Genomic DNA, 26,317 nt, shown 5'->3' on the forward strand with positions numbered 1-26,317 from the left:
TGGTATTGCTACAAATGCAGTATTTGCTTGGATTGACAAAGCAGACTGGTCAAGTAAGCTTATGCTCCAAAAAATGAGAGACGGATTAGGTTTAGCAGAAAGAATTGGAGGCTGACATAATGAAACTTTGTTTTAACCAAGCGACGACGCTTGAGAATTCCAACTTGGACAAAGATCTCAAGTACTGCGAAACACATGGTTACGACTATATCGAAATCCGTACAATGGATAAATTGCCTGAGTACTTAAAAGAACGCTCAATTGATGAACTAGCTGAATTTTTCAATACGAATCATATTAAGCCACTTGCTTTCAACGCTCTTGTGTTTTTTAATAATCGTGATGAAGTCGGCTATAAAGCGATTATCGATGAGTTTAAAAAAATGATGGTTATGGCGGAGAAGCTAGGTGTGAAATACGTAGTGGCGGTTCCACTTGTAACAGAAGATAAAATTTTGAAAGAAGACATTAAAAAGAGCTGTGTCGAAGTGTTAACAGTGCTATCTGAGATCGCAAAACCGTACGGTGTGAAAATTGCGGTGGAATTTGTTGGCCATCCACAATGTACAGTAAATACATTCGGTCAGGCATACGATATTGTTGAAACTGTCAATCGTAACAATGTTGGATTAGTGTTCGACTGCTTTCATTTTCATGCAATGGGATCTAATTTGGAAGACCTGAAAAAAGCGGATGGATCGAAAATTTTTATTTTACACATTGATGATACAGAGGATTTTCCAATCGGTTTCCTGACAGACCAAGACCGGGTGTGGCCGGGGCATGGCACTATAGATTTAGACAGTATATTATCTACATTGAAAGAAATCGGTTATTCTGACGTTGTCTCTGTTGAATTGTTCCGTCCGGAATATTATGAACTAGATGCAGAAGAGGCCATTAAAACAGCAAAAGAAACAACAATCCAAGTGATTTCAAAATACTTTGCGCTTGAGACTGTGTGAGTGAATCATGATAATTTCGGGAAACAGAGGTGATAGAATCATGCCTTTAGTATCAATGAAAGAGATGCTTTTAAAAGCAAAATCAGAAAATTACGCAGTGGGACAATATAATATTAATGGTTTGGAATTCGCCCAATCGTTTTTACAGGCAGCCGATGAAGAACGCGCGCCTATTATCCTAGCGGCTTCTGACCGGCTTGTCGATTATCTTGGCGGATTTAAGACGATTGCTGCTATGGTGAAAAGTCTTATAGAAGAAATGAACATTACTGTTCCAGTTGCCCTTCATCTTGATCATGGAGTGAATGTGGAACGGTGCAAGAAAGCGATAGATGCCGGATTTACATCCGTCATGATTGATGGTTCCCACCATCCAATTGATGAAAATATTGAAATGACCAAGCAGGTTGTCGACTATGCCCAGCAGAGAAACGTTTCTGTTGAAGCGGAAGTAGGAACCGTCGGAGGGACGGAAGATGGGCTCGTCGGTGGAATTAAGTATGCAGACCCCAATGAATGTATGCGGATTGTAAAAGAAGCGGAAATTGACGCACTTGCAGCTGCTTTGGGTTCCGTTCATGGTCCATATCAGGGAGAACCGAAACTAGGCTTCGAGGAGATGCAGCAAATTACCAACATGACGAACGTACCTCTCGTTTTACATGGAGGCTCAGGCATTCCGCTACACCAAATCAAAAAAGCGATAGAATATGGGCATGCTAAAATAAATGTCAATACAGAAAGCATACAAGTCTGGTCAAAAGCGATTCGGGAAGTTTTAGCAGCTGAGGGTAAAGTGTACGAGCCACGTTCTATTATAACACCTGCAAAAGCAGCTGTTATCGCTGGCGTAAAAAGTAAAATGTTTGAGTTTAACACAAGCGGAAAAGCGTAAGTTAAAAAGGTGTTCCCAATTACCGTTGCGGGCACCTTTTTGTATATGCCATGTTCAGAAATATCGATTAAAATGATTTTGCATAAAGTGGAAGTGATGATGCATTGAATACGTTACATACAGTCCCAAATAGGTTTTTATTTTTAGTACTTTCTTTTGTCTTTTGGTTTTCACATTTTATTTATGTTCCTATTTTATCGCCTTACCTTGAATCAATGGGAGGAGATTATACATTTATCGGCATTGTATTAGGTAGTTATGGACTAATGCAATTTCTCTTCAGGCTTCCATTTGGCATATTTTCTGATCTTGTAAAAGTAAGAAAGCCTTTTATCATCTTTGGAATGGTTGTCAGTACGTTGAGCTGCATGACATTTGCATTGACTGATAGTTTAGGGTGGATCCTATTATCCCGCTCGCTAGCGGGTGTTGCCGCAGCAACGTGGGTAGCGTTTACTATTTTATTTTCTAGTTATTTTGCTGAACGTGACCTTCACCGCGCTATGGGCAGTATCTCGTTTGCTGTGGTTACAGCACAGCTTCTTGGAATGATGGTCAGCGGATATATAGTTGATGAATGGGGGTGGCACGCGCCGTTTTGGATTGGCGGAACTATCGGTTTAGCTGGTATCGTCCTTTCACTTTTTATTTTCGAAACGAAAGAAAGGGTTCAAAGAGAGCCGGTTAAATTGAAGGAACTGGTATCTGTTATGCGTGAACCGGTGCTTTTAAAAGTTTCATTTCTATCGATTTTGGCGCATAGCATTATTTTTACGACAATGTTTGGTTTCACCCCGACGTATGCGTTAAAAATCGGACTGCAAACGAGTGATATAGGCATTATTATCTTTTCATTTATGATTCCTCATGCCATTGCCACCTTATTTAGCGGGAAAATATTTGTACCTCTATTCGGTCAATGGAAGTTACTGAAACTAGCATTCGGTCTTACAGCCATTTTTACATTCTGTACGCCATTTATTGATACAAAAGGGATGCTTTGTTTGTTTCAAGGATTGACTGGGTTCTCATTAGGCATTCTTTTTCCATTGTTTTTAGGAATGGCGGTGGAGTCGATTCCCCTTGAAAGAAGAGCGACAGCTATGGGGGCATATCAAGCAATCTATGCGTTCGGGATGTTTGCAGGTCCTTTTATTGCTGGAGTTTTGAATTCATATCTCGGGATTTCAGCAGGGTTTTATTTCTTGGGATTATTAGCTTTCGTCGCTGTGTTTTTTATAATTGTATGGAATCACAATGAAAGTACAGCAAATGAACAAAAATTGAAATTGAATGGATAAAGCAGAAGTGGAGCATTAACTGATGAAGATTGGTATAGTCACAGATATTTTGGGTTACATGCCATTTGAAGAGATACTTGATACATGTGTGGATTTGGGGATTAAAGCGCTGGAGTTAGGGTTCGGCAATTGGTCGAAAGCTCCACATATCAATTTGGAGGCATGGTCGGCATGAATTTTGACCCGATTCATTTATTTTAGATGGGCGGTGACCCCATTTCTGCTCTAAGAGAATTAGGAAGCGCGGTGAATCATGTTCACGTGAAAGATGTCCGGTTAGAAAGAGGAATATATGGTGTCGAGGGATTGATTGATGTTAAATCAATGGAGCGCTTCGGCGACCGGACATGGAATTACGTTGCGCTCAGAAATGGGCATGACATTGGCTAGTGGAAAGAGTTTTTTACTATCATTAAAATGATAGGTTATGAAGGACAGATTGTTCTCGAAATGGAAGATTTAACAATGAACCCATTAACAGGCGTGAAAAAATCTATGAATGTTTTGAAAGAAACGCTCCGAGTTAATTAGATATTTAAACATAATGTCTAAATTAATTTATAATAGACTTAATGAAAATGATAAATAGATAAAATAGGCAGGTGGAGATTAGAATATGAAAATGAGCGATGTGGCGAAATTGGCCAACGTATCTCCTGCAACCGTTTCAAGAGTGCTCAGACAGCCAGATTTAGTCAGCGAAGATACAAAACAAAAAGTGCTGCAGGTGATTGAAGAGATGAATTATAAACCTCACATGATTGCCAGTCAGTTTAGAACGAAAGAGACAAAGATTATTCTAGTTGTTGTTCCGGATATCACAAGGCCCTTTTTTTCCGAAGTGCTTCGAGGCATTGAGCATACAGCTGTTGAAAATGGCTATCAGGTTATTTTGGGAGATACGGAAAATGATATCGAACGGGAAAAAGAATACATTGATTTGCTGTACAAAAAGCAGGCGGACGGGGCACTGCTACTAACGGCAAGAATGAATAAAGAAAGCTTGGAAAATCTTTCAAATCAATTTCCGATTGTACTGGCGTGTGAATATGTTGATGGGCTGGATATTCCGACTGTTTCGATTGACAACGTTAGTAGTGCTAGAAAAGTAACAGAACATTTAATCAAGCTAGGACATACACAAATTGCCCATATTACCGGACCCATGAACATCATCCTTAGCAGGGATCGTCTGGGAGGGTTTAAGCAGGCAATGATGAATCATCGATTAAAGGTCAACCCGGAATTTATCCAAGAAGGGGATTACGGCATCGACTCTGGTTATGACCAGATGGTGAAACTATTATTGCTGGAAAACCGGCCGGAAGCAGTGTTTGTCTTTAATGACGAGATGGCCCTGGGAGCCGTTAAAGCGATACAAGACCATGGATTAAGCGTTCCGGAAGATATTGCAGTCGTGGGTTTTGATAACTTGAAGATAGCCTCGATTTTTAGTCCTCATATTACGACCATTGACCAGCCTAAATATGAAATAGGAAAAAAAGCGACGAATTTATTGTTGACCTTAATGAAAGGCGGAACGGTTGAAAAGAAAAAATTTGTTCTGAAGGATGAGTTAATCATTAGGGAATCATGTGGTTCCAAAATGGAGAAAAGCATAAATGCCTAAAAAGTTTTGACAGATAGTTTTTGCTACTAAATTAGGGGCTTCCTTTATGGGTAGCCTTTTTTGGTCCAAAATAAATTAAAGAGGAAAAATTATAGAATTTATACTATTCACCGTAAACCTCGATAGAATACATTTTATTAAAATCAACCTAAAAATCTAGGATAGTTTCTATTTGTTCTAGTTTTACTGTCTAAATGATGGCTTTTTTGTCTTCGTAAACATGTGCCTACTTTCGTAAGAGAAAAAGGGGAACATCGATCCAACTATTCGTAAAATCTTGATTTTACGAATAGTTGGATATAAGAAAGATGTTTGGTATAATATTCTTATAATCATTAGGGAGCGTGCCTTATGAAAACAGAAATGTTTCAATCAATTCAAGATTTCCTAATAAGCAAAATCAATCCGACTTTCATTATTGTTTTTGGTTCTTATGCTAAAAACTCTACACATAAAGAGAGTGACATTGATGTGGCATTCTATTGTGAGAATCAGTCACTTACTACATATGAAATATTCAGACTCGCTCAAGATTTAGCGGATAACTTAAAAATTGAAGTTGATTTGGTTAATCTTCGTACAGCGTCAACTGTTTTCAAAGCACAAATTTATACTACCGGTACGGTTATTTATTCAAAGGATGAAACAATACTTAAAAACAATCAAATGACTGCCCTTAGCATGTACGCAAAATTGAACGAGGAACGCGAAAATATTTTAAAAAAAATAGGTGAAAGCGGGACTATTTATGAAAAATGATGTGATTTTAAACAAAATCAGTGTTATTGAACGCTGTATCAACCGCGTTAAGGATGTTTATGCGAACGACCCAGAAAACTTAAAAGACTATACGAAACAGGATTCCATTATCCTCAATATACAACGTGCATGTGAATCCTCAATCGACTTGGCCATGCATATAGTAGCTGAACAACGTCTTGGATTGCCTCAGACCAGTAGGGATGCCTTTGATATGCTGCAAACTCACTCGATTATCGACGAAAACATAGCCAAACGCCTTAAAGCTATGGTTGGATTTCGAAACATTGCAGTACATGATTATCAAACCCTTAATTTAGACATCTTGGAAAAGATCGTCGATAACCACCTCGGTGATTTTACGGATTATACAAAACAAATTCTATCTTTTAATTAAGGGGGTTCGATGAGATACAAAATTCGAGACTATCATATTAATACGAATGACGAAGCAACAACGGTACGTGAAGTTTTTGAATCTAAAGAAGAGGTTGAAGTAGCTATAGCGGATCTAATATCAAATACCCTGGTGGATATGGTTATGTCAAAGTGCCGGATTTTTAAAAATGATTTCACGTTCTTTTCACATCCATTTATACGTAAAAATTGTATTTTACGCAAAAATGATAAATTTTAACAAAGGAGCTACCGTATGGCCAATACCAGACAACATCAAGTTCATGAACAAAAATTGGAACAGCTGGTTAAGTCCATGCCTTTCTACATCGCTGAATATGTCGATAATAAACTGGATACTCGGTCCCCTTCCACCCTCTTGAATTATGTTCTTGACTATAAATTATTTTTAGAGTGGTTGATAGCGGAAGGTATTGCTGAACAGGAAATTATTAAAGATATCCCTCTTTCAGTGTTGGAAAAATTGAAATTAGTAGAAGCTCAGTCTTTTATAAAGTTTTTAGAACGGCGAAATATTCCCATCAATAAGGAAGAAACGAAAAAGGCTGAAAGGGTATCAGTAAATCGGAAAATTTCAGCATTACGATCCCTTTTCAAGTATTTAACGACTCAAACAGAAAATGATGAAGGTGAACCTTACTTCTATCGAAATGTCATGCTTAAGATTGAAGTGAACAAAGTGAAAGAAACATTAGGGGCGCGCGCTTCCAGAATATCGACTAAGATTTTTCACAACAATGACGATGCTCGATTCCTTGATTTTGTTAAGCATGACTATGAAAAGGAACTACCTGAAAAATCTAGGAAACTCATCTATTTTAAAAGAGACAAGGAACGAGATTTTGCGATTTTATCCCTCTTCCTAGGAAGCGGGATTCGGGTAAACGAATTATCTAACTTAAGGTTACGAGACTTGGATTTTGAGGAAAAACAAATACATGTTTTACGTAAGGGCGGAAAAAAGGATGTCGTAGCTGTCTCTCCTCCATCCATGCAGGACATTAAAGATTACCTGGCTGTACGACAAGAGCGCTATAAGGGGTCAAACGATGATACGGCATATGTATTCTTGACTAAGGTGAATGATGGAGCAACCCCTATTTCCAACCGTGCCATCGAGGCTCTTGTAAAGAAATACACGAAGGCCTTTAAGTCCAATAAATCCATGTCCCCACACAAACTAAGACATACTTACGGCACAAACTTAATGGAGCAATCAGGGGATATCCATTTGCTGATGACTCAGCTTGGTCATACTTCAACCACTACAGCAGCCCTTTATACAAACCCTGAACAGGAAAAGGCCAAAAAGGCTGCGGAACAGTTGGGAGAGCGCAGAACTAATTATAGTGACAAGGATTAAATGATGGAAAAAAGAGAAGATTTTCTAGTCTTCTCTTTTTTAGTATGGAGTGCAAACTTTGAGAGACATGTATTCAACATGTTTGTTAATAGATTCCACTTTTGTCCGTGTCAATTTTCTTTTTGAGACATTATATATTATGAGTACTGCTTGTCCAAATTTGAAAATGAGAGAGGGATTTAATATGAGTCATAATGATATTCTATCAACCGGTGTATTAAGAAGACACTCTGCTACTTTATTTCTCACTGTTGAAGCCATGAATGTTGATCCAGATGACTTTCGTACAGTAACCGTTCAAATGTTTGACTGGTCATCAGGTTCTCCTGTTTTATTACCAATGGTAGATCCGGCTTCACAAACACTAGCCCCTAATCAATATGTAACTTTTAGATCAACAGCTCTTCCCGTTACGACTTTTGCTTATGAAGTAAGAATAATCCATCCGGATGACAAAGATGTTGTTACAAATGTTTTTGGACTTAATGATGTTGTGTTTAATCCGCAAGAAGGAAATAATGTTTTACAACATGACTTAGCTAAATTGAAATTGAAATAAAACATACTCGCGAAAAGTATATATTTATAGAACGAAATGTTTAGCAAAAACTATGTAATGAAGGATTAGTAAACCCTAGATTTATAGGTATGATCCTTTTTTTTGATATTTATTTTATATTTAACGATTCACCTGATTTGAATTCCATTTAAATTAATCACAGTATCAGACTGATTGGCTGATATTTTAAGTGAATTCGGACGGGCATAAATGATAATAACAAATAAAGAATATTCTTGGTGATGTAGAACTAAGGCTTTACTTGTTTGGTTAAGAGAAGGTAGAATCCAAAATCACTAGATTTTGTTCCATAATTTCTTTTATTTTCATTCTACGAAAATGATACAACGCGATTGGTTGATTAAACTTTGACATCACCATAGGGTCAGGAGAACCATTTTAGACCGGACAGTAGGCTCTGAAAAAGAGCATCTCTTTAGAGGCCATTATAAAATCCAAAATAACTATTTTGGTATTTTTGTTAGCATGTGCCCTCGCATGCTCGTCCTCATATGAATATACTACCAAGAAACAAAAAAATAAGGACTCCATCGTCAGGATACTAATGTGCTTCGATTCCCATCGTTTACCGTGAATATTTCTGTTCTGTCTCAATATTTGAAGAATACTTTTCATTTTGATACATTATTTCATCCATAGTACTACCTAGAATAAGTCTTATGTAAATTAGATATTTCTTTTAACACAAAGAGGACTCCCTCCTTACACCCTCTTGATTAAATCGATATATCCATTATGAATAGCATAGTCGAACAAGATCTTCGGGTTAGTTACGATTAAAACTCTTTATGCACACAGCTTCATAAACTTTTCGAAATTACTGCATATAGATTCCAATTGGAATCTATATGCCTCGTTCAACTGCTTGTAATCTTTGTACCAAAATTCGAAAGTTTTTAGGGCTCAAAGCTGTACTTGCATTAACTGTGGCCAATTTTGTTTAAATAATGATTAAAAGCACACTAAAAGCTCCTCGTTAAACTTGCAAACGTGTATTTTTTCCATTTACTTTAAATACAATTCACATGATTTCTGGGGGGCATCGTTTCGATCCTCCAAATCATCACAAGATTATTGAACGTCGGCGAAACTCTACCCTATCAGACCACGTAATTCAACCACAGCATTTTGAGTGATAGTGATGGTGAGGATTTTAATTGGGGCTTCTACATTGCTCAATGTTATTATAGGAGTAGACGAAGATATGCTTGCAGCTTATGAAAAGGCATAATTTAAGTTTCTTGTAGCCCCGGTTGCACCCGTGGCTTCTGTTGTCCCAGAAGATAGGTTTTTTCATCCACTTCAATGTTCATTTGCATTTGTATTTACATTTACTATGTCGCAATCCTTAATTTTTTTCAGGTGAGTTTACATTCACTACAATGTTTTGCACTACCTTTTGTCCGTTGCATTGGCATTTTCTATGTCCACAATCCTTACATTTTTTACCCTTAGGCAATTTGGTATCCTCCTTTTAACAAATATTACTGTATCTTATGAACCTAGTATTAATTGGATTGGATGAAAACACCTAATTTTCAAAAATGTAGAACATTTATTAAAACTCTGAGTAAGTGCTTAAAATTCACTAGACTAGGTCATACTTTATTCATGTTTTGTTACCCAGCCATTAAAGGGGCACACGACTTTTTATAAAAATAGAACAATGTAGATAAATATTTTAGTGTGACACGAGGCCTATAAACATGAAAAGACCGCAATGTATTCGTGAAGAAGAACGTTGCTGTCTTTATGCCTCTTTGTATCTGATGTGAAAACCAGTCATGTTCCATGTCTACTACGTGAAATAATTCATTAGCTGAAGGAAACAGAACGTAGGTCGATTTTATGGTTTTTTCGGTGGGGATCTTTTGATTCAAGATTTACTTTTAATATTTTGGTACTTGCTTAAGAAGGTGCATTTTAAATTCCTAGAAACCAAAACAACACTCAAGCTGCAGCTGGGTGTTGTTTTGGTACATCTTCAATTAATTAGGCTCTACGGCCGTCCCATCAAAAGCAGATTGATAGATTTTTCTAATATCGTCTTCTAATAAAGGTAGAGGGCTTCTAGCCAAGATTCTCGTTTGCTTCACGCCATCTTGGGTTAGGCTCTCTACAGCTGATTCCGGTACATCAAAGCCAGATAAAGTAGGTGGGATACCAACATCTTTCACAAGTCTCTCGAGTTCTTCTACGCATTTGTATGAAGCTTGTTCTTCAGATAAGTAGGTTGAATTTCCACCTAATGCATTCAAAATATCCGCCATCTTCTTTGTGCAGCTTTTACGAATATAGGCCATTACATAAGGTAAAAGGACCGCATTTGATTCACCGTGAGAGATATGGAATTGTCCTCCTAGTGGATAAGCTAATGCATGCACACCAGCTACTCCAGCGTTAAAGAATGCAAGGCCAGCTATATAACTTCCATTACTCATGTCAATCCGTGCTTGCTTGTCACTTCCGTCCTCTACCGCCTTGCGAAGGGATCGTCCAATTAAGCGAATCGCTTGAAGAGCTAAACCGTCAGTCGTCGGGCTTGCATTTACTGAAATATAGGCTTCTACTGCGTGAGTTAGTGCATCAATTCCTGTTGCTGCTGTTACTTTTGACGGAACAGATACAGTCAGCTCTGGGTCAACAATCGCAACATCTGCGAGTAGATAATCGTGTGTAACAACATCTTTTGTCGTTTCTAAGGACAGAACAGAGATATTCGTTACTTCTGAGCCTGTTCCAGACGTAGTAGGAATGAGGATTTTAGGTAATCCCCTCTTCTCTATACTTTTCGTACCAGTTAAATTTAAGTAATCAGCTGCAGATCCTTCATGGCCAGCCAAAACTGCTGCTAATTTTGCTAGATCGAGTGCACTTCCTCCACCGACACCAATAACCATTTCAAACTCACCTGTTCGAGTAAAGGCAACAAGCTTCTCTCCTGTTTCTACAGGTGGTTCAGGGATTACATCAGTGTATAAAGTGACAGAATAGCCTTGCTCTTCAAGTGGAGCTGTTATACGCTCCGTTAGACCAATCTTCGCTAGCATTGGATCTGTAACGACAAGAATTTTCTTTGGTGAATATTTCTCAACTTCAGGTAACAATTGCCTCAAAGCTCCCCACCCTGTATAAGTTAACGGAGTAAAAACTAACTTTGCAATATTCATAGATATCCCCTTCTCTCTTACTCGTAATAGCCTTCATTGGATTTACGGAATGTTTTAAATTGATTAGCATCATGCCCAAACCATACTTGGGAATTTGTTTGATTGGCTATTCTCCGTATTTTTTCAACTGCATTGGAATATCCAAGAGAATCATAGATAATACCAGGTGGCTGAATGGGCGGCCCAAAGCTTTCAGCTGTATAGATAGTGTCAGAAGCTAGAATAATCCCACCGGTTTCTGGCATATTGATTTGAAGCCCCAGCATTCCCCATGCATGTCCACTTCCGAAATTTAGGATATTAATTCCTTCTGCTAATTCAAGATTGTCTTCACTGCGTTTTACTGTTTTCCATTGAAGGTTATTTTTTATCCAGGCATCAATATCTCCCCAGATATAAGCACCCTCTTTTTCGTTTCTAGCATACGTTTGAAGCGCACCGTTTAGCTCATCTTCATGAACAATAATCGTAGCATTCGTAAATAACTCTAAGCATCCAGCATGGTCAAGATGAAGATGGGATGCTACTACGTATTTAATATCTTCGGGTCTTACCTTTAGCTCCTCTAGGCGATTATGAAGATAGCATTCCTCTCCCATATCAATTGGAAACATTTGTTGAGTTGCTTTTCCCCATCTGCCTTCTGGTCCCATAGAGTTAGGGTTACAAGCAGTATCGAATAGGATTTTACCTGCCGGATGGTCAATAAGAACAGTATAGACAGGGAACTCTACAAATTCAGTTTGTGCATTCGGATTGCTTACTGTCGCTGGATTATGCATTGCAATCATCCAGTTTTTATCCATACTCATACGACCGTTGTCCATTACATAAAGTTTCGGGTTAGGCTTAACAATATGAACCATAGTGCACTCCTCCTTAAAAAGTTGTTTTTATTGTAACGAATTTTAATTCGGTCATTTCTTCAACTGCATATTTAATACCTTCACGTCCGTAACCACTGTCTTTAATACCACCATAAGGCATATGATCCAGTCTAAATGTTGGGATATCATTAATAATGACGCCACCGGACTCTAGCCTTTTGGCAGCATTCAATGCATTCATGATATTTTGGGTATAGATGGCCACATTCAGTCCATACATGGAATCATTGACCATATTAATTGCTTCATCGAACTCATTATAGGGAACGATTGAAACAACTGGAGCAAATGTTTCTTGGCAAGAAACAGCCATATCATTTGTGACATTCAGTAAAACCGTTGGTGTGAATACGGACCCTTCACGTTTCCCACCTAGACCAATTTTAGCGCCTTGCTCAATTGCTTCCTTGACCCATGACTCGATTCGGTCCATTTCTTTACGATTAATCATTGCACTTATATCGGTTGTTTCTTCCATCGGATCACCGATTGTTAATTGTTTTGCCTGTTCTATAAAGTGCTTACTAAATGCCTCATAAATGGATTCATGAACATAAATTCTTTGCAGCGAAATACAAACTTGACCTGCAAAAGCGAATGCACCTTCTACGCATCGGGGAATAATTTTTTCTAAAGGTACGTCTGGTTCAACAATTAATCCAGAATTGGAACCTAGTTCTAACGTAACTTTTCGCAAACCTGCCTTTTCCTTAATCAGCTTGCCTACCCCAACACTTCCTGTGAACGTCACTTTTTTGACTCTTTCGTCTGTAATAAGAGCATCACTGAGTTCTCTTCCATCTCCTGTAATCACTTGAAGAGCACCGTCTGGAAGTCCGGCTTGCTGGAAGATCTCAGCAATCAAATACGCACTTAAAGGTGTTTGTTCTGCAGGCTTCAAGACAACTGTGTTTCCGGCGGCAAAGGCTGGTCCTAATTTATGGGCGACAAGATTGAAAGGGAAATTAAATGGGCTAATGGCCACCACAACACCTAATGGTTCCCTCCAGGTAAACCCTAGTCGATTTTCACCACCAGGCGCGGCATCCATAGGAATGGTTTCCCCGTAAATACGTTTCGCCTCTTCTGCTGCAAATTGGTATGTAGCGATGGTCCGGTCTATCTCTCCCCGTGCTGCTCGAATAGGCTTACCAGCCTCAAGCACCAAAACGTGAGCTAACTCTTCCCTTCGTTCATGAAGGATTTGAACAACCTCAAATAAAATCTCTGATCGCTTATAGGCAGGCATCTCTTTCATCGTTTCATAAGCCGCCTGTGCCCCTTCAAAAGCCTTTTTGACATCAGCTTCGTCTGCCATACTAATGTTACCTATAACATCTCCACTATATGGGGAATGAAGTGCATAGGTTCTATCTTTTGTTTCCCATTTACCATTAATGAATAAACCTTTCGTCTCCATTCAGCGCCTCCTTAAACTTTTTAAAAATTACAAAATATTTTAATGCAAGAACCGTGCCAACATCCGGAATGCTGTATTTTACAGATGTTTATTCATTGTCGAAATCTGATAATGGTGATAAAATTCACCACAATAGAGGCGGTTGTAGTAGCAATAGGCTGTTAAAGGTGGTGAAATAATTCACCAGATGGTGATTATATTCACCATGCCTGGAAGGAGGCTGATGTTCCCCTGAACAAAGATATTTTAGAAAGCATTTTCTCATCCATGTCAAATGGGGTCATTCTTGTGGACCATAATGAAAAGGTTCTGTTAATGAATGCTTCGGCACAAAAGTTATTAAATTATGATCATCAAGACTACATCGGTAAAGATGTTCGCGAGTTTGAACCTAATCTACAAATCTCTCACTTTCTTCAAAGTGGTGAAAGTACAATTGGAGTGAACATGACCATTGCAGGGTTACATTGTATGGTTAACCAGACCCCCTTATATCAGGGTGACAAGTTGATTGGAGCTGTATGTGTTATTCAAGATATATCTCAAATGGAACAGTATCGCTCCCTCTTAAGTCAAATGGAAAAAATCATCGAATTTTCCACAGACGGCCTTTATGTCGTTGATAAAGAAGGATTGACACTCATTGTCAATTCAGCCTACGAGGAAATGTCAGGGTTCCAAAGGGAAGAGCTCATAGGTCATAGAATGAGCGATTTAGTGAAACAAGGTCATTTTGACCAATCCGTCTCTCTCCTTGTCTTACGGGAAAAAAAGCGGATATCTATTCTTCAACAAATTGGTCAACATAAAGATGTCATGGTAACAGGAAATCCCGTTTTCGATGAGGAAGGCAACATTCATATGGTCGTCACAAGTGTCAGAGACATTACTCAGTTAAATGACCTGACAAATGAGTTAAAAAAGGCAAAAAGTTTTTTAGAAATGAGCCCAAATCGTTACACCTTTTCCTCCGACGGAACGGATGAAAAGGTAATATTTCAAAGTAGTCAAATGAGGGAAATAATCGAGAAAGTAAAACAAATTGCTTCATTCCCAACAAGTGTTTTACTTTCTGGCCCTTCAGGAGCTGGAAAAGAGGTTATTGCCAATTTAGTTCACCAATTAAGTGATCGAAAAGATAAGCCGTTTATTAAAGTAAATTGCGGGGCTATCCCTGAACAGCTATTAGAGTCTGAACTATTCGGATATGAAAAAGGAGCGTTTACCGGGGCGAGGCAGGAAGGTAAAGTCGGCCTCCTTGAGCTTGCAGACAAAGGAACAGTTTTGCTGGATGAAGTGGGCGAACTGCCCTTTTCCTTGCAAGTCAAATTACTTCGTGTCCTACAAGAGAAAAGAATTCAAAGACTCGGTGGAAGCAAAGTAAAGCAATTAGACATTAGAATTATTTCGGCAACTAATAGGAATCTACAAGAATTAGTGAGAAAAGGCGAATTTCGTGAAGATTTGTATTATCGACTACAAGTTATTGAATTATCTATTCCTCCATTAAGTCAGCGACCAGAAGATGTTGAAATCTTACTTGATCACTTCTTTGCATATTTTTGTAAATTATATAATGTCGAAAAGCATGTATCATCTGAAACAAAACATATTTTACAAAGCTATCATTGGCCAGGGAATGTGAGAGAATTACGGAATTTAGTTGAGAGTATGATTGTTTCAGTCCCATCGTTTACGATTGAGCCCGTGGATCTCCCCCCACATTTCAGCATTCATAGCTACTCAGAATCAGCTCATACCTTAAAACTAAGAATGGAACAGTTTGAAAAAAGAATGATTATCGAAGCTCTACAAAAGAAACCTTCGATAAGAAAAGCAGCTGAATATTTAGGTGTCGATCACTCAACCCTTGTGAAAAAAATTAAAAAGTGGAATATGACAATTCCTCCTAGAGCTTGATCTCCTTTCATACCATTGACTGGGATAGTTTTTAAAACTATAAACTTATGATATTTCTTTTATAGAATGTAGGATTATTTCATAATCCTACATTCTATAATAATCAGAGTTTAGATTCCTTCCCCTATACCAAGGGAGGCAACTTTTGAATAATAAGAGAAAAGGAAATCAATAATGGGGATAATTAATGAAAATATATTAGGGATATGAAATTATATCTTATACCATAAACCTCGATAAAATATATTATTAGAATAGCCTATAAATCTAGGACACCCTGACATTGTCCTAGATTTATAGGCCATTTATCTCCGAAAAAAAGTAATATGACTTTGGATAAATGAGATTATTTTTTCTTATTCCCTTTTTTCAACGGCAAATGATAGATGTTTGCATTATCAATCATTTTTTTTGCCAACGCAGCTGCGTCCTCTTTTTTCATAGACGGTTCTCCTCCCGATTGTCTTTTTATTCATCTTGGACAGGCTTTTCAAAAGTTATACATGCTTCCCCAGCCACTCTCATATAAATAGAATTAGCCGGGGACTAAATGACAGTGTCCTAACTATAAAATGAGATTTGGAGGGAAAAAGGATGTTAAAAGAAAAGTTGAGATCCACCCGATCGGATAAAAAACGAGATGTCAGGCCAACAATTCCGGTTACGCTAAAGGAATGCATCTACCGGATTTCCTATATCACGAATACACCGGTTAAGGATGTGTGTGTGGATATTTGCGAGGCGGGTGTCGTTTCGAAGAAGGTCATGGAGCATATGTCCGTCTATTTCCGTCGCCAGATTTGGTTGGATCAAACGTTATATAGAGGAGACTTAGCTAATGCCTCAATCAAGAGTGAAATTCCAGCCGGACAGAAGGAACGAATCACCATGCGGTTTTCCCAACGATCTTTTGAGAACATTAGGACCCTAGGCTACGCGTTGGATGTCACACCGACGACGGCTGTTGCCTTGCTGCTGGACGCCAGTGTGAAAAACTCGGATTTCATCAATGAGTATGTCCGGATTTTTTTAAGCAAACACGTGGATGAAGGTAGAATGAGGGAGCTGAAACAGGTCATGACATTCGTCAATAAGAACAATCCATATGAGGAACAGATATCCTGGAGCGCGATTACCTCGTTCATAGTGGATGAAATGAAAATCGGGACCAGCAATTTATCGCAATCAATCAATGGGTGGCTGGATAAACTGAAATAGCAGTACGTTTACGTACTGCTAGACTCTTCGTCAGACCATCAAACAGATACTGGGACTAAAAGAAAAACAACACAAGATTCTCCTGGTGAAGGCAAAACGCAAAAAAAATCTCGACATGTATATCCCGAATTGCTTCCAGGGTCTATGACTATGCTTAAAAAGTATAGACCCCTATTTATTCCAGTCGTCCAGGAAGAGAGAACAACCCCTTACCCCTACTTAGGCCTATCGGCAGTTAATTAAGCTGCAGAAAGTGCTGGCGTCGAACATGCCGGCAACTATACTTTACGAAAAACGTTTGGTTATTGGTTTTACAAGGCCACGAAGGATATCGGCATACTGAAGAAAAAACCCACAACTATTGTTCACTTTATTGTTTTTACACACTTGACTTGGATAAGGAATAAATAAACAGCAAAGACTAAGGCTTTTAAATCCCCTTAAGAGCCCCTTTTAGCGTCCTTACTTTTCGACTCATTGAAAAAATACTCAAAAAAATTCAAACAAATGAGATAGCCCATTAAATTGGTTTAACAATGGATTTTTAACACCTCTCTAAAAAAAGAATAAGAAAACGACCCTTTTATTCACTGTCCAACCATCTCCCCATTTCCTTCAGAAAAACCGGATCAACTATCCCCACCAAAATTAACAGCCTCCAATAAATAAAACACGCAGCCTCATCTAACCACGTTAATTACCTCATCTCTCCCAATTCCTTACCTTTACTACACTCTTCCTCCCCACTCTCTCTTACTTACTAATTCTTGCCCAGCCCGTTTACTCCATTTATACATATAACCTACTCTCTACTCCAACAAAATGTGAGTCCCACATAAGCCCACCCTGAATGTTGTAAGTCACACGTCATCCCATTTATAGTGAAATGTTGATATCGTTAAAACATAGGTTTTGCCTAGATATCACCCTCGGTGATATCAGTTTTTCCTTATCCTCTTCCTTTCTTTATTCATTCTTTCCAGAATTTCATAGCCTTTTTTATTAGAAGTATAGACGGTGACGTGTTTTTGTTTTGCTGAAGCTCTTGATGCTGTTTTTCAACCCGATTTAACTGCTTATTAACTTCAAGAAAATTAGCTTTTTCTATCTTCACTCCTCTTTTCATCTTGACTTAAATTAAAAACACAATTTAATAAATCCTCACATGTTGATTTATTAAACCGTTTCAAAATGGAAACCTATTAATAGAATACACGTATCCAACATGCGATGATCGACAGCTCATCCCTTATATAAACAGGGCGCAATTTTACATAGAATAAAATCTGCGTTTTTTGAACCAAAGAAGTTGGTTGATTTGCTAAAGCAAAGTTGTATAAAACGGACAAATCTCTTGGCAATTTACACTTTTATTTTTACAAAAGGTACTTACAACAGCGCACATCTTATGAATTGATATAAAAAAGGGAATATCCTTTTCGACTTGAAGAAGAATTGGTGGAAAACAAACTTTTTCTTTAAGAGTTTTCTATGGGTGTCCAATCTAGTATAAAACCAGATTCATATAATATCTCAGAGTTTATAAAGGGGGGAATTAATTTGGCTAAGGATAAAAAATGTAAGGATTGCGGACATAGTAAATGTAAATGCAATCATAAAAAATGTAAGGATTGCGGACATAGTAAATGTAAATGCAATCATAAAAAATGTAAGGATTGCGGACATAGTAAATGTAAATGCAATCATAAAAAATGTAAGGATTGTGGACATAGTAAATGTAAATGCGAATCTAAACAAGAACAAAAGGCAGAGCAAAACGTTAAAGTGATTGTAAACGTACCTGCTCAAGCACCTCAAGGTCCTCAAGGTGTTCAAGGACCTCAAGGTGTTCAAGGAGCTCAAGGACTTCAAGGTGCTCAAGGAGCTCAAGGAGCCCAAGGTGCTCAAGGACCTCAAGGAGCTCAAGGTGTTCAAGGTGTTCAAGGTGCTCAAGGAGCTCAAGGTGTTCAAGGTGTTCAAGGAGCTCAAGGTGCTCAAGGACCCGGCGTAACCCCTGCATTTGGGTCATTATATTCAAGTGATGATGATGGTAAATTAGCTAAAGAAGAAGTTGCTATGGATTTTGACTTCCCTGGTCCAGTTTTAAATGTACTAGCAAATCCAGCAACAGATTCAGTAATTATACTGATCGGTGGAGTATATGAAATAAGCGCAGACGTGTTAATATCAACTTTTGAGGGAGTAGTACAATTTGATATTAGAAGTAATAATGTAATTATGCCCGGTTCGCGATTTACAATATTCGGCAACGATATCTTCAATACTATCATCACAACCGGAAAAACGTTCCAAGTTCCTTTAGTTATAGGCGATAGCATAACAGTAGTTCCGTCGTTTGTATCCGGTTCTGTTTTTTATTTCTCCGCATCACTTACTGTAAATCGTATAGGGCCTTAAGGTCATGGCAAGGCTCCCGTTTTTCAGTTCGACTGTGCTTGAATCCCGTTACTGCCAGCTTTTTTATGTAACAATCCTTTATGCTATGTTATTAGTTGAAACGGCTGCCAACTTTAAACATATACAAGGACTTTTCTATTAATTTTTTGATTTTTAATCAAATTCCCTTTGTGATTCACGCTTTGTCAAACATCAGCCCACTATAGGGACATAAAAGGGATATTGAACAATAGCCAATGATCTCATCAAATATCTTCTTTTTTATGCTAAGTAGGTGTCCTATGTCAGTAAACTTTAAAAAAATGCGAGTCCCCATAAGCCCACCCTATCAATGTTGTATGTCCCACGTCAGCCCATTTATAGTGAAACAGTGATATCAGTATTTCCTTATACTTTTATTCCTTTCTTTATTCATTCTTTCCAGGACTACATAGCCTTTTTATCAGAGGTATAGACGGTGACTTGTGTTTGGTTTGCTGTTTTTTAACCCGATTTAAAAGCCTATTAACTTCCAAGAAAATCAGCTTTTTCTTTCTTCATATCTTCCCCCTTTTTCATTTTGCTTAAAGTAAAACACAATTTATCCTCTACATGTTGATTTATTAACCCGTTTCAAAATGGAAACCTATAATAGATTGACATATCCAACATGCCAAGATCGAGAACTCATCCCTTATAAATAACAGGGCACAATTATACATAGATTAAAATACGTTTTTCAAACCAATGAAGTTGGTTGATTTGCTAAAGAAAAGTTGTAATAAAACGGGCCAATACCTCGGCAATTTACACCCTTAGTTTATCCTGACTGAATCGGTGATTGAAAAAATTTAAACACCGAGAAAGCCGTTTAAATCGTTCTAACTTTATAAAATCGTTCAAAGACCATCTTAAACACGCAAAAAAATATGTACTGGTTTCCTCTTAAAAATATCAATTATTAAAAGTTAGTAGAATGAAATGAGCTCCCTTTACGTTTAGGCTGTTCTTTTTTGATAATTATTTGTGATAATATGTAACATTTGATTTTGCTTCTGTAAATTGTAATAACCTTTCTAAACATAATAAAATTGCTGTGTAGCCCAGAGACAAGTAAGCCTAATAAACCCGTGTTGAGCCCGTAATTCCTTGATTTAATAAGGGCCATAATCTAACCTCAAAATCAACTTCACTTAACAAAAAAGTCATCTATTAGGAAGTTAGATTCCTGATAGATGACTTTTGAAAAGTTTATTTGATTTTAAAGATAGAAATCCATAGTATACCAAGAGAGTTTCATATTAAATGCAAGAATCATCGAATGTTTTACTGATAAAAAAGATATAGTGTCTGAAAGTGAGTACTATCATTAATACGTACTATTAATTGTATATAATTATCCCTTCAATGTCCCCTCATTCTTTCAATATAGGGATTAAAGTATTCAATCTTTAATGTCCTTCCATCCTTTACTTGTCTAGTTCCATTTCTTTTTTTAACCGGTCTACGAAATTCTCATTGATATAATCTCGGACAAATTTGTCCTTTTTCTCCAAATCGATGTCTTTTCTGAAAAATCCAATTCGCTTCAGGCGCTGATCGTCAGGTAACCTGGTCCAAGCCTGGTTCGCTTCTTCTTCCAATGAGCTCTCAATTTTCCTTTGAATCACCATGGCTTGAAAGCTTTGATTCTTTTTTTCTTCTGTTGACGGTGGCTTGGGTAGGCTTGTGATTAATTGTTTATATTGATTTTTCAGCTCTTCAATTTGGCTGGCAGCCAACTCTTCATAGGTTCTTCTAACTTCCTCGGATATCTGCTTTTTTATGCTCTCTATATCGTCTACATGTGGTGCAGGTTTGTCCTCTTTTACGGGAAACGGGCGTAATTCAAAGTGATTGGGGAGATCTCTTGATATGGCGGAAAGCGCCCATTTCTCCCCCCTTCTTTTTTTGATGAATATTGCTATTTTCAAATCCAAATCATCGTATATCTTCTCTTTCGTTTCCATCGTTCGATTGATGTAATGAATGCTGCTCTTTTCCAAACGTTTAAACCAGCCATCAACCGTATTGATATGTACATGTTGATTATCGAATACTTTGTTCAGCTCTTCTACAAAATCGCTTATTCTCCAATGCCTATTTTCTTTCATGTATTAACCCTCCCCTATTTTTAGGTGCAATGGTTTATGTATTTCTATAAAAAATCGTAATTTGTGTTCCATATGTGTTTAGTGGAGTACATATTGTGTACAACATGTACATAAATGTTAGAGAACAATCTATATATGGTCCACTAATATCTTCATCATACTCTCTATTTTAATATAAAGAATAAAGAAGTTAAAACAAAATGAGTTGAATAAAATGATTCATGTATTCTAAACTAAAACTTTTCACTCCAATTGTAGACTACATACTATATATAGACCACAAAAAGTGAACGGATTATTGATTTGTGTAGACTATTTATGGAGTGTTGACCATAAGTGGTGCATAAAAATAGCGTTGTTCTTAGTATTAGACATCCCGTCCTGTTATTCCTCTATATTAGTTAGAGGGTTGGGCGGGACCTAGCATATTGTTTAGGATTTTCTGTAAAGTAATTTGAATGTGACTTTAAAAACCCCCATCTATGGATGGGGGTTAATCGTCTTCTTCGTCGAAATTCAAGAATGTTTTCTGGGCAAAGCTCTGAATCATGGCATTGGTCTTGAAAACAGGCTTTTTTTCCTCCACTGGATCTGTAAGAAGTTGCTGATCGAAATCTAGTGGGGTAGTAGGCTTTGTCACTACCTGATAAAGAAGCTGACTGATCAATGCCTTCGTATTGGGGTGCTTCACCCATTCTTTTTGATCGGCAGTTAAACCCTCGGGTAGGGTAATGGAGATTTGCGCATTATCTGCATTACCCAGGGCTTTTTGCGAAACGGCCTCAACAAAAATAGGAGCAATTTCGCTGCTGAATTTCCGGCCCAATTCATTCTTCTTTTGGGTTAGATAGTCTACAACATGTAAAGGGGTATCAGGTGGCAAGCGAAAAGAGACCGTTTTTCCAGGTTCAAAGCGTTCAGTCATGGAAAATCACTCTTTGATTAGGGCTTGTTTTTGTGTGGAAATCCCTTTACTTTGCAAATACATCAACAATATCTTGAAATATGCACGGGTAATCATCCAAATGCTATCATCTTCAGATACAAAGCGAAGAGGGTAGTTCTTTTCAGATTGATTCAATTCAGATAGGTAGGGCTTCAATACAAGCGAACCACCGCCAATTTGATAAGCAAGGCGGATATCTGGGACATTCCGCCACATATCTTTGATCAATTTATATTCCTCTTTTGCAAGAACGGATAGTTCCTCATCGATGATGTCCTTGATGGAAACCCGATTTCCATTTACCCAGATATGATATTGTTCTTCAGGTTGCTCATTTGTAATGATTTCGACCAGGGTCCGACGGCTTTTAATCGTGTATTTGAATTTGGTATACACTTTGCGAATGATGTTATCAAGATAGGTAGAAACACCTTTCTTGATACCGTTACTGTATTCGTTATCAACCTCTGCTTCAGCTGAAATGATAGCAGAATCTGTAGAAAGGCCACCGATATCATTGATTAAGAGGGTTTTTCCTATCAAATCCTCATTTTTGGTGGATCCATCATTGTTTGTTGTTAAATCAACGAATGCCGCGAAACCTTCCGTGTTGACCAGAACTTGTTCAAATTTAATCCGGACGATTTTACCTTCCAAAGATGGTGTTTTCAGGAATTTTACCTCATGCTGTGAACTTTTCAGTTTCTTTCTGAATTCTTTGGCTTTGCCTTGTTTAGTTTCGTCCAGAGGCAGCCCGGTAGATAAATAATAAGAAGCCTCGATCACGCCATCTTCTTCTGTGAACTGCCCGACAGCATCATAGGCAAGGGATGTTAATAGCATGATAACGGGCTGATCGCTATCAGCTTTATCTTGGTCTGGAGTCAATTCATCGTTATTAGGATATTTGGATGCCAATTTTCCTACCGCAAAACTGCCATTTTTATTTTTTAACGCAGAAGAAGTGATTTCTACATGCAAGGCATTCAGAGGGTTCTTTTCCATTTCTACGATTTCTCGGTCTTGTACATTTGCAATAACATTCGGTATGTAAAGGCGGGTTTCAAGGTCTCCCAAAAATCCTTTAACTGCATCATTACCTATATCGATTGATACGAATCTAGCCATATTAGTAAGATTCCTCCTTGGTATTTTTGGATTTTTATTCTACATTCCTTGCAATTGTATGCAATTTGCATACAAAAGTCAAGGGTGCATGCAAATTGCATACACTTATCATTTAATTAATTCTAATAAAGAAGACGTATGCTGCTCAAAAACGAAGAGGGTTTAAGGAACTGATATTTTTTGGCTATTAGGGATAAATAATAGTCCATGTCTTGTTGAGTTAGATTTTGCTCGACAAATGGGACAGTATAATTGAAACAGGAAATGAGGGAGAGTTTAATTTAACAATCTTCTAATAGAGCAGATTTAATGATTATTAAAAGAACAATAATCCGTGGTGTTCTTTTCGTCAACGGACCATCGTTTTACCAACGGTTCTATAATTATTTATGAAAGGGGAGTTACTTCAAAGTAGTAAAGCTCATTTTTTTGTGCTGTTGATTTAAGAAGGCCACATTTTCAGTGGCCTTTTTTTCATCTGAATTTGTCAAACTTGTTCAATGTGTAAAAATCATACTATATTTTTTTTTTCTCTTTTAGCCATTCGAGCATCTTTTCGTCATTTTTATTATTCTGGCGTTTGTTTTCTCTCCTGAGATACCGTGAGAGGGTAGTATGGGCAATGCCAATTTCCTCTGCCGTTTTCCTAATGCTCATGTTCAGAGAATCCATAGTCTCTATCATCGTTTCCGGAGACAAGCTGATTTCCATGTCCATTCCAAAATTGAATGACTGTTGGATGTCTATAGAAGGTGTCGCTGAAGGCATATCCAAGATAAATCCTGAATCATTGGAAACAGCTGATTCAACTTGAGCTAATTCTAAGTTCTGGGAAAGAGAATAAGGGTTTTCTTGATCGATAAGGTTCATTCTTTCAAGGATTTCTTCATTGACAAGCCGGTTGGAGTTGATCATCAGTTTTTTTTGATTTTCTCTTACGACCATCTCTGTCGGTAAAATGATAACATTGACCTTTGACCAGTAATTGTTCACCCATCCTTTTTTTCCAACCCGTTCTTCGTCAATCTCTTCGCTATAGGTCCAGCTCTCAATCACGCTGTCCGCCTTCAATTGATCCAAGACGTTTTCGAATTTATCCCTGATTTGTACCCCGTTATACCTGGGTGAGAAATCCATCACTTTCAATAGTGTGGACACTTTAAAGGGCTGCTGCAGAGTCCGTTTAAGGGTCCTGATTTTCCACTGGAGGTTCAAGTATCGGGTTAATCGTTTATGTTCCCTTTGAGTAAAGTGGCTGTATTGGAATACTTTCAGATCCAATACTCCAAGTGATTGGTTTGGTCCATCCAGGTAGGGGGTCAAGATAGGGGAGGGTTTCACTTGCACCGCATAAATCCCTTTTGGCTGCCCCGTCTTTTTATCATAGGCAACTCGCATCTTTCCAATCTCGAACATCCTTTGAAAGTCCTTGAATTCATACAGTTCATTGTCCTGGATATCTTGTGTCTGGACTACTTTTACCTGTTCATCACCAAGAGATACCCATATGCTTGAAAGGGCAGCCACCCGTTTCATGATATTGAAGCGATCCTCTTCACGAAAATCAATTTCTCTACCATGTGCAGACCGTTTCTTTAAATTTCGAAGGCGGAGGGCATCATTACTATGAAATTCGATATATCCGTCCGGGCTCTTGGGTGTCACCATCCATAAGTATGTAATTAAATCAAAGAGGTCGGCTGTCATTTCATCTAAGGAATTGATGGTGGATTCAATCAGCTCTAGCCACATTTCCTGTTGATCGGAGGTGATCTCGGTTGTTTGTAATTCATGGGGACGGAGTTCAGCCAACCCTCTGAACTTTCCTCTGTTGTCGATTATCTCGGTTGCCAAAAGACCAGTCTCCCCTTCTTTGAAGTCCTTTTTCTTCGTTACGATGTCCCTCATTAAATGAAAATCCATATCCATGCTGGAATAAATGTAATCCCGGTGTAGGGCTTCATCAATTTTTTCTTCGTTTACGCTACGCTTAATTTCATCCGTTGGAAATTCATTGATAAAGTGTCCGGCTAAAATGACCTTTATTGTGTCTTTATAGGTGTTCACAGCTTTTTTTATCATGTTTTTGCTGATAGGTTGTTCAAAGTATAACGTCTGGGTGAACAAGGAGTAGAGGGCGCGAAAACTCAATCCCATTGTATAGCCAGGAGCCTGTTTCCTCACTTCTTCCTCAGTCATATGGTAGGCTTCCTGTTTCCATTTCTCCAGAATATAACGCCGGTCATCAAATAAGGTCTTATTTTCTTCGTATATTGATATTTTTAAAAGTTCATAGTTTAAAATCAGAGAATCAGGTATGTTTTCATACTTCATCGATAACATCCTTTCTAGTACATGCAAGGCATTCTATAAAACTAGTAAACGTGGTGCATTCTATTAGATTCATGCAATAATGCACCACTCTTTTGCTATTATAGCAAGGATTTATGGTTTATCGTAATCAAAATGCACCAATTAGTACACAGAGACCGCAGTTTTTTTAGAAAAAGCACCAATACAGTTCAAAATAGAGCAATCATACTGGTATGTTCAATAAATATATGTAGAGTGAATGCACCAATTCATCTCGTGCTATATATCCGTAAAATCATCTGCGTAACAAATTGAATGAAAGGTGTATGGAACGATGTGCACCAAACGCACCGTTTTTTTGATTTTGAGCGGAACCTGCCTATATAAACCAATCTTAAATGCACCATTTGTAACACATGAATGGAAAGTTGAGCGGAACCTGTATACTAGATCAACCCATTGGTATATCTAGCTTTCAATCATTTTTGTACAGACATTATTCATAGGAACCCTCCTGTGAAATTGCAATTTGAGCGGAACCTGTCTATCTGATATGCACCACCTTCTTATATAGATGAGCGGAACCTGTGTAGCATTTATCAGAAGAGAAATAACTCAAACCCCTGCCATTACAAGGTTTTCATTGTTTTTCTCTATTCCGTACTTTAATCAAAAATGGAACATTTCGACTCATTTCGGTGCAATACTTGAGCGGAACTTGCATAGAAAAAAAAAAGTGATTTTTTTTTACCCCTTGGGGCTCTAAGCTTCAAGGGGCTTTTTTTTTTGGTGCATTTCCCTTAGAGAGCACCATTTTACAAAATTCGATTTCGCTATACTGATAGGAGCAAAAAG

21 protein-coding genes and 1 pseudogene are annotated in these 26,317 nt (G+C 37.9%); 15 read left to right on the forward strand and 7 right to left on the reverse strand.

Annotation, left to right across the window (positions count from 1 at the left end; all coding sequences use genetic code 11):
- The 12 genes and pseudogenes from JFU24_RS30490 to JFU24_RS29020 form a co-directional block, all read left to right on the forward strand.
- A pseudogene (locus JFU24_RS30490) lies at positions 1 to 115 on the forward strand (hypothetical protein); the annotation flags it as partial.
- 4 nt (positions 116 to 119) lie between these two features.
- Entirely contained in the window at positions 120 to 965 is an 846-nt protein-coding gene (gene iolI / locus JFU24_RS28975) for a 2-keto-myo-inositol isomerase (protein WP_201250994.1), read from the forward strand.
- Positions 966 to 1,005: 40 nt separating this feature from the next.
- Positions 1,006 to 1,860 carry a class II fructose-1,6-bisphosphate aldolase gene (fba, locus tag JFU24_RS28980; protein ID WP_201250995.1) on the forward strand — a complete coding sequence of 285 codons (855 nt, stop codon included), beginning with the start codon at positions 1,006 to 1,008 and terminating at the stop codon, positions 1,858 to 1,860.
- A 104-nt stretch (positions 1,861 to 1,964) separates the two neighbouring features.
- Positions 1,965 to 3,161 (forward strand): MFS transporter, encoded by a 1,197-nt coding sequence (locus JFU24_RS28985; protein ID WP_201250996.1) that lies wholly within the window; start codon positions 1,965 to 1,967, stop codon positions 3,159 to 3,161.
- A 22-nt stretch (positions 3,162 to 3,183) separates the two neighbouring features.
- Positions 3,184 to 3,336, forward strand: coding sequence for a hypothetical protein (locus tag JFU24_RS30495; RefSeq protein ID WP_242485517.1), 153 nt, complete (start codon positions 3,184 to 3,186; stop codon positions 3,334 to 3,336).
- A 71-nt stretch (positions 3,337 to 3,407) separates the two neighbouring features.
- Positions 3,408 to 3,551: a hypothetical protein gene (locus JFU24_RS30500; RefSeq protein ID WP_242485518.1), complete on the forward strand. Its 144-nt coding sequence runs from the start codon at positions 3,408 to 3,410 to the stop codon at positions 3,549 to 3,551.
- A 226-nt stretch (positions 3,552 to 3,777) separates the two neighbouring features.
- Positions 3,778 to 4,791 carry a LacI family DNA-binding transcriptional regulator gene (locus JFU24_RS28995; RefSeq protein WP_201250997.1) on the forward strand — a complete coding sequence of 338 codons (1,014 nt, stop codon included), beginning with the start codon at positions 3,778 to 3,780 and terminating at the stop codon, positions 4,789 to 4,791.
- Between the two features lie 351 nt (positions 4,792 to 5,142).
- Positions 5,143 to 5,550 carry a type VII toxin-antitoxin system MntA family adenylyltransferase antitoxin gene (gene mntA / locus JFU24_RS29000; protein WP_201250998.1) on the forward strand — a complete coding sequence of 136 codons (408 nt, stop codon included), beginning with the start codon at positions 5,143 to 5,145 and terminating at the stop codon, positions 5,548 to 5,550.
- Positions 5,540 to 5,947 (forward strand): type VII toxin-antitoxin system HepT family RNase toxin, encoded by a 408-nt coding sequence (gene hepT, locus JFU24_RS29005; RefSeq protein ID WP_201225809.1) that lies wholly within the window; start codon positions 5,540 to 5,542, stop codon positions 5,945 to 5,947. Before mntA ends, hepT begins: the two co-directional genes overlap by 11 nt.
- Positions 5,948 to 5,956: 9 nt before the next feature.
- Positions 5,957 to 6,187, forward strand: a complete 231-nt coding sequence (locus JFU24_RS29010; RefSeq protein WP_201250999.1) for a hypothetical protein — start codon at positions 5,957 to 5,959, stop codon at positions 6,185 to 6,187.
- A gap of 15 nt (positions 6,188 to 6,202) precedes the next feature.
- Complete coding sequence (gene xerS, locus JFU24_RS29015; RefSeq protein WP_201251000.1) at positions 6,203 to 7,330, forward strand: tyrosine recombinase XerS; 1,128 nt, start codon at positions 6,203 to 6,205, stop codon at positions 7,328 to 7,330.
- A 184-nt stretch (positions 7,331 to 7,514) separates the two neighbouring features.
- Complete coding sequence (locus JFU24_RS29020) at positions 7,515 to 7,889, forward strand: hypothetical protein (RefSeq protein ID WP_242485519.1); 375 nt, start codon at positions 7,515 to 7,517, stop codon at positions 7,887 to 7,889.
- 2,009 nt (positions 7,890 to 9,898) lie between these two features.
- Here the strand turns inward: JFU24_RS29020 and JFU24_RS29025 are convergent.
- Genes JFU24_RS29025 through JFU24_RS29035 form a run of 3 tightly spaced genes read right to left on the reverse strand, consistent with a single transcriptional unit; the run spans position 9,899 to position 13,387 of the window.
- Positions 9,899 to 11,080, reverse strand: coding sequence for an iron-containing alcohol dehydrogenase (locus JFU24_RS29025; protein WP_201184435.1), 1,182 nt, complete (start codon positions 11,078 to 11,080; stop codon positions 9,899 to 9,901).
- Positions 11,081 to 11,097: 17 nt separating this feature from the next.
- Complete coding sequence (gene ahlS, locus JFU24_RS29030) at positions 11,098 to 11,946, reverse strand: AhlS family quorum-quenching N-acyl homoserine lactonase (RefSeq protein ID WP_201251001.1); 849 nt, start codon at positions 11,944 to 11,946, stop codon at positions 11,098 to 11,100.
- A gap of 13 nt (positions 11,947 to 11,959) precedes the next feature.
- On the reverse strand, positions 11,960 to 13,387 hold the full coding sequence (locus JFU24_RS29035) for an aldehyde dehydrogenase family protein (RefSeq protein WP_201251002.1): 1,428 nt from the start codon (positions 13,385 to 13,387) through the stop codon (positions 11,960 to 11,962).
- A gap of 231 nt (positions 13,388 to 13,618) precedes the next feature.
- On the opposite strand from JFU24_RS29035, the gene JFU24_RS29040 reads away from it, so the two are divergent.
- The 3 genes from JFU24_RS29040 to JFU24_RS29050 all read left to right on the forward strand — a co-directional run bounded on the left by JFU24_RS29040 (position 13,619) and on the right by JFU24_RS29050 (position 18,943).
- Positions 13,619 to 15,307: a sigma 54-interacting transcriptional regulator gene (locus JFU24_RS29040; protein WP_274608170.1), complete on the forward strand. Its 1,689-nt coding sequence runs from the start codon at positions 13,619 to 13,621 to the stop codon at positions 15,305 to 15,307.
- Positions 15,308 to 15,901: 594 nt separating this feature from the next.
- Complete coding sequence (locus tag JFU24_RS29045) at positions 15,902 to 16,525, forward strand: hypothetical protein (protein ID WP_201184427.1); 624 nt, start codon at positions 15,902 to 15,904, stop codon at positions 16,523 to 16,525.
- 1,560 nt (positions 16,526 to 18,085) lie between these two features.
- Entirely contained in the window at positions 18,086 to 18,943 is an 858-nt protein-coding gene (locus tag JFU24_RS29050) for a hypothetical protein (protein WP_201251003.1), read from the forward strand.
- Between the two features lie 1,448 nt (positions 18,944 to 20,391).
- Here JFU24_RS29050 and JFU24_RS29055 read toward each other — a convergent pair.
- The 4 genes from JFU24_RS29055 to JFU24_RS29070 all read right to left on the reverse strand — a co-directional run bounded on the left by JFU24_RS29055 (position 20,392) and on the right by JFU24_RS29070 (position 25,483).
- Complete coding sequence (locus JFU24_RS29055; RefSeq protein WP_201184424.1) at positions 20,392 to 21,075, reverse strand: MerR family transcriptional regulator; 684 nt, start codon at positions 21,073 to 21,075, stop codon at positions 20,392 to 20,394.
- A 493-nt stretch (positions 21,076 to 21,568) separates the two neighbouring features.
- A complete protein-coding gene (locus tag JFU24_RS29060) occupies positions 21,569 to 22,000 on the reverse strand; it encodes a hypothetical protein (RefSeq protein WP_201251004.1) in 432 nt (143 codons plus the stop codon).
- A gap of 6 nt (positions 22,001 to 22,006) precedes the next feature.
- Complete coding sequence (locus tag JFU24_RS29065; protein WP_201251005.1) at positions 22,007 to 23,149, reverse strand: ParM/StbA family protein; 1,143 nt, start codon at positions 23,147 to 23,149, stop codon at positions 22,007 to 22,009.
- Positions 23,150 to 23,665: 516 nt separating this feature from the next.
- Complete coding sequence (locus tag JFU24_RS29070) at positions 23,666 to 25,483, reverse strand: hypothetical protein (protein ID WP_201184421.1); 1,818 nt, start codon at positions 25,481 to 25,483, stop codon at positions 23,666 to 23,668.
- Positions 25,484 to 26,317: the final 834 nt, after the last annotated feature.

This window comes from Peribacillus sp. TH27, assembly GCF_016650915.1.
Lineage (GTDB): Bacteria > Bacillota > Bacilli > Bacillales > DSM-1321 > Peribacillus > Peribacillus butanolivorans.

Bases quoted from the DNA above. Each gene is read 5' to 3' on its own strand.
- iolI (WP_201250994.1), top strand. From the start codon at position 120: ATGAAACTTTGTTTTAACCAAGCGACGACGCTTGAGAATTCCAACTTG.
- fba (WP_201250995.1), top strand. From the start codon at position 1,006: ATGCCTTTAGTATCAATGAAAGAGATGCTTTTAAAAGCAAAATCAGAA.
- JFU24_RS30495 (WP_242485517.1), top strand. From the start codon at position 3,184: ATGAAGATTGGTATAGTCACAGATATTTTGGGTTACATGCCATTTGAA.
- JFU24_RS28995 (WP_201250997.1), top strand. From the start codon at position 3,778: ATGAAAATGAGCGATGTGGCGAAATTGGCCAACGTATCTCCTGCAACC.
- mntA (WP_201250998.1), top strand. From the start codon at position 5,143: ATGAAAACAGAAATGTTTCAATCAATTCAAGATTTCCTAATAAGCAAA.
- hepT (WP_201225809.1), top strand. From the start codon at position 5,540: ATGAAAAATGATGTGATTTTAAACAAAATCAGTGTTATTGAACGCTGT.
- JFU24_RS29010 (WP_201250999.1), top strand. From the start codon at position 5,957: ATGAGATACAAAATTCGAGACTATCATATTAATACGAATGACGAAGCA.
- xerS (WP_201251000.1), top strand. From the start codon at position 6,203: ATGGCCAATACCAGACAACATCAAGTTCATGAACAAAAATTGGAACAG.
- JFU24_RS29020 (WP_242485519.1), top strand. From the start codon at position 7,515: ATGAGTCATAATGATATTCTATCAACCGGTGTATTAAGAAGACACTCT.
- JFU24_RS29025 (WP_201184435.1), bottom strand. From the start codon at position 11,080: ATGAATATTGCAAAGTTAGTTTTTACTCCGTTAACTTATACAGGGTGG.
- ahlS (WP_201251001.1), bottom strand. From the start codon at position 11,946: ATGGTTCATATTGTTAAGCCTAACCCGAAACTTTATGTAATGGACAAC.
- JFU24_RS29035 (WP_201251002.1), bottom strand. From the start codon at position 13,387: ATGGAGACGAAAGGTTTATTCATTAATGGTAAATGGGAAACAAAAGAT.
- JFU24_RS29045 (WP_201184427.1), top strand. From the start codon at position 15,902: ATGTTAAAAGAAAAGTTGAGATCCACCCGATCGGATAAAAAACGAGAT.
- JFU24_RS29055 (WP_201184424.1), bottom strand. From the start codon at position 21,075: ATGAAAGAAAATAGGCATTGGAGAATAAGCGATTTTGTAGAAGAGCTG.
- JFU24_RS29060 (WP_201251004.1), bottom strand. From the start codon at position 22,000: ATGACTGAACGCTTTGAACCTGGAAAAACGGTCTCTTTTCGCTTGCCA.
- JFU24_RS29065 (WP_201251005.1), bottom strand. From the start codon at position 23,149: ATGGCTAGATTCGTATCAATCGATATAGGTAATGATGCAGTTAAAGGA.
- JFU24_RS29070 (WP_201184421.1), bottom strand. From the start codon at position 25,483: ATGAAGTATGAAAACATACCTGATTCTCTGATTTTAAACTATGAACTT.